The 4269-nt window shown below is 73.2% G+C and carries 1 pseudogene; it reads left to right on the top strand.

The annotated features are described in order from the left end of the window. Positions 1 to 78: 78 nt before the first annotated feature. Positions 79 to 4269, top strand: a pseudogene (locus ACIQVT_RS30170) (type I polyketide synthase); the annotation flags it as partial.

The following is a 4269-nucleotide window of genomic DNA, read 5'->3' as shown; positions in this document are numbered from 1 at the left end:
CCGTCACGTCGCGTCGCGGACCGTCAAACCCTCGGTGAGGAATGGAAGATGGCCACAGAGCAGGAACTCCTCAAGTACCTCAAGCGCGTCACGACCGAACTGCACGACCTGCGCCGTCAGGTCCGGCGGAACGCGGACGAGCCGGTGGCGATCGTCGGCATGGCGTGCCGGCTGCCCGGCGGCGTGACGACCCCGGAGGAGCTGTGGCGGCTGGTCGCCGAGGGCCGGGACGCCGTGTCCGACTTCCCCGCCGACCGTGGCTGGGACCTGGACACGCTGTTCGACGACGACCCCGACAAGGCGGGCACCTCCTACGCCCGCCAGGGCGGATTCCTGCGCGGTGCCGGCCTGTTCGACGCCGAGTTCTTCGGTGTCTCACCCCGTGAGGCGCTGGCCATGGACCCGCAGCAGCGGTTGCTGCTGGAGACCTCGTGGGAGGCGCTGGAACAGGCCGGCATCGACCCGCTCTCCCTCAAGGGCGCGGACGTCGGCGTCTTCAACGGCATCATGGGCGTCGACTACTTCCTCGGCGGCAACCTCCCGCCGGAACTCGAGGGGTACGCCGGCACCGGGGGCGCGGGCAGCGTCGCCTCCGGCCGCGTCTCCTACGTCTTCGGCTTCGAGGGTCCCGCGGTCACCGTGGACACCGCCTGCTCCTCATCCCTGGTCGCCATCCACCTCGCGGCCCAGGCACTGCGGCGCGGCGAGTGCTCGATGGCCCTGGCGGGCGGCGCCAGTGTCATGGCCACCCCGCACACCTTCGTGGACTTCTCCCGTCAGCGGGGCCTCGCCGCCGACGGCCGCTGCAAGTCGTACGCGGACACGGCCGACGGCACGGGCTGGGCCGAGGGCGCGGGCGTCGTCGTACTGGAACGCCTCTCGGAGGCCCAGCGCAAGGGCCACCGGGTCCTCGCGGTGATCCGGGGCAGCGCCGTGAACCAGGACGGCGCGTCCAACGGCCTCACGGCTCCCAACGGGCCGTCGCAGCAGCGGGTGATCCGCAAGGCGCTCGCCAACGCGGGGCTGACCCCGGCGGACGTGGACGCCGTCGAGGGCCACGGCACGGGCACGGTCCTCGGTGACCCCATCGAGGCGCAGGCCCTCCTCGCCACCTACGGCCAGGACCGCGAAGAGCCGCTGTGGCTCGGCTCGTTGAAGTCCAACATCGGACACACCCAGGCCGCCGCCGGAGTCGCCGGTGTGATCAAAACGGTGCAGGCCCTGCGCCACGGCGTCCTGCCCGCCACCCTGCACGCGGACGAGCCCAGCAGCCGCGTCGACTGGGACGCGGGCGCCGTCCGGCTCCTGCACCGCACCAACCCCTGGCCCGAGACGGACCGGCCGCGGCGGGCGGGCGTGTCCGGGTTCGGGGTGAGCGGCACGAACGCGCACCTGATCCTGGAACAGGCACCGGAGCCTGCACCAGAGGAAGACGACATCACCGCACCGGCGTCACCCCCGGCCGACGGGGTCCTGCCGCTGGTCCTCTCCACGCGGAGCACGGGCTCCCTCATCGGCCAGGCCGACCGGCTGGCGCAGTTCACCGGCGCCACGGACATCCCCCTGGGCGCCGTCGCCGGTGCCCTGATCACGCAGCGGGCGGCTCTGCCGGAGCGGGCGGTGGTCGTCGCCGGTTCGCGTGCGGAGGCCGTGGCGGGGCTGGGCGCGCTGGCCGCGGGGGAGGCGTCCCCGGTCGTGGTGACGGGATCGGGGGCCGACGGCAGGACGGTGTTCGTGTTCCCTGGGCAGGGGTCGCAGCGTGTGGGGATGGGCGCGGAGTTGTATGCGCGGTTCCCCGTCTTCGCGCGGGCTTTCGATGAGGCGTGCGCGGCCCTCGACACACAGCTCGCGGGTGCGGTTGAGCATTCGGTGCGGGATGTGGTGTTCGGTGTGGTGGGCGGTCTGTTGGATCGGACGGTGTTCGCGCAGGCCGGGTTGTTCGCGGTGGAGTCGGCGTTGTTCCGGCTGGTGGAGTCGTGGGGTGTGCGGCCGGATGTGGTGGTCGGGCATTCGATCGGTGAGGTCGTCGCCGCGCATGTGGCGGGGGTGTTGTCGCTGGAGGATGCGGCGGCGTTGGTGGCGGCCCGGGGCCGGTTGATGGAGGCGTTGCCGTCGGGTGGGGCGATGGTGGCGGTGGCGGCGAGTGAGGCCGAGATCGCGGAACACCTCGGCGCTGGCGTGGACTTGGCGGCGGTGAACGCTGCGGGTTCGGTGGTCCTGTCGGGTGGTGAGGACGCCGTGCTGGCGGTGGCGGAGCGGCTGCGGGAGCAGGGCCGCCGGGTGAAGCGGTTGACCGTCTCGCACCCTTTCCACTCGGCGTTGATGGAGCCGATGTTGGCCGAGTTCGGCGAGGTGTTGGCGGGGCTGACGTGGCACGAACCGAGGATCCCGGTGGTGTCGAACGTGACCGGGCAGGTCGCCGAGCCCGGTCTGTTGACGGACCCGGCCTATTGGGTGGATCACGTCCGTCGCCCGGTTCGTTTCGCCGACGGTGTTGCCGCGTCGGGTGGGTCGGTGTTCTTGGAGCTGGGCCCGGGTGGCGCCCTCAGTGGTGCGATCGCCGAGTCCGCCGGTGAGGGTGCCGCGAGCGTGCCCGCCCTGCGTGACGACCGCGGCGAGGAGCAGACACTCGTGCTGTCGGTGGCGGAGTTGTTCGTGCGGGGGGTGAAGGTGGACTGGGCGGCGGTGTTGCCCGAGGGTGCCACCGGCGTGCATGTGGACCTGCCGACGTACGCCTTCGACCACCAGCACTACTGGCTGCGGATGACGGAGTCCCTGGTCGACGCGGCGGCGCTGGGCCTGGCCGGCGCGGACCACCCGCTGCTGGGCGCGCTGGTCCCACTGCCGCAGTCGGACGGGCTGGTGCTCACCTCGCGGCTGTCCCTGCGCACGCATCCCTGGCTGGCCGACCACGCCCTCGGCGGCGTGGTCCTCGTACCCGCCACCGGGTTGGTCGAGCTGGCCGTCCGGGCCGGTGACGAGGTCGGCTGCGGAGTCCTGGACGAACTGGTCGTCGAAGCCCCGCTGGTCGTCCCCGAGCAGGGTGCCGTACGACTCCAGATCACCGTCGGCGGACCGGACGGAACCGGCTCCAGGAGCGTGGAGGTGTACGCGGCCCCCGACGGCTCCACCGGCTCCGAGGGACCGGTCGTCTGGACCCGCCACGCCACCGGCATCCTGACACCGACGACCGGCGGCACGACACTCGGCCACGACTTCACCGCCTGGCCACCCCCCGGCGCACAGCGAGTGGACACGGACCACCTCTACACCGAACTCATCGCCCACGGGCACACCTACGGGCCGCTCTTCCAGGGACTGCGCGGGCTGTGGCGGCGCGGTGACGAGCTGTTCGCCGAGGCGGCGCTGCCGGAGGAGGACGGGACCGGGGCGGACCGGTACGGCGTCCACCCGGCGCTGCTCGACGCCGTCCTGCACCCGGCCGTCCAGGAGGCCACGGCGGGTGACGGGGACAAGGTGTGGCAGCCGCTGGAGTGGAACAGGGTGGTGCTGCACGCCACGGGCGCCACCGTGCTGCGCGCGCGCCTGGTCCGCTCCGCCGGAGGCGCCGTCTCGATCGAGGCGGCCGACGAGACCGGTGGCCCGGTGCTGACGGCGGACGCCGTGACCTTGCGACCGGTCGCCGCCGACCGCCTGGCCACCCGGGACACCGGCACCGGCACGGACGACGCCCTCTTCCACGTGGAGTGGACCGAACTGCCCACGCCCCGGCCGGCCGCGCCGGCACCGGAATGGGTGACGCTCTCCGGCCCGGACGGGTTGGCGGCACTGCTGGACAGCACCGAGCCGCCGGCCGCCGCGCTGGTCGAGTGCGTCGCGGACGGGACGACCGACACCGAGGTGCTGGCGCTGACCAGCGCGGCGCTGGAGATCGTCCAGGCCTGGCTCGCCGAGCCCAGGACCGAGGGGACACGCCTCGTCGTGCGCACCCGGGGTGCGGTGCCCGCCGGGGACGGGCGGACGGCGACCGATCCGGCGGGGGCGGCCGTGTGGGGTCTGGTCCGGGTGGCGCAGGCGGAGAACCCCGACCGGTTCGTCCTCCTCGACACGGACGCATCGTACGACGACGCCGCTTTCGGCCCGTTGCTCACGGCCGCCCTCGCGACGGGCGAACCCCAGCTGGCCGCCCGGGGCACTGCGCTCCACGCCCCCCGACTGACCCGTGTGACCGCGCCCGTGGTCGGTGATGTGGGTTTCGGTGGGGAGGGTGCGGTGTTGGTGACCGGTGGCACGGGTGTGCTGGGTGGG

It is taken from the genome of Streptomyces sp. NPDC100445, assembly GCF_044759735.1.
Classification (GTDB): Bacteria; Actinomycetota; Actinomycetes; order Streptomycetales; family Streptomycetaceae; genus Streptomyces.
This window is presented reverse-complemented; position numbering and strand designations above follow the sequence as displayed.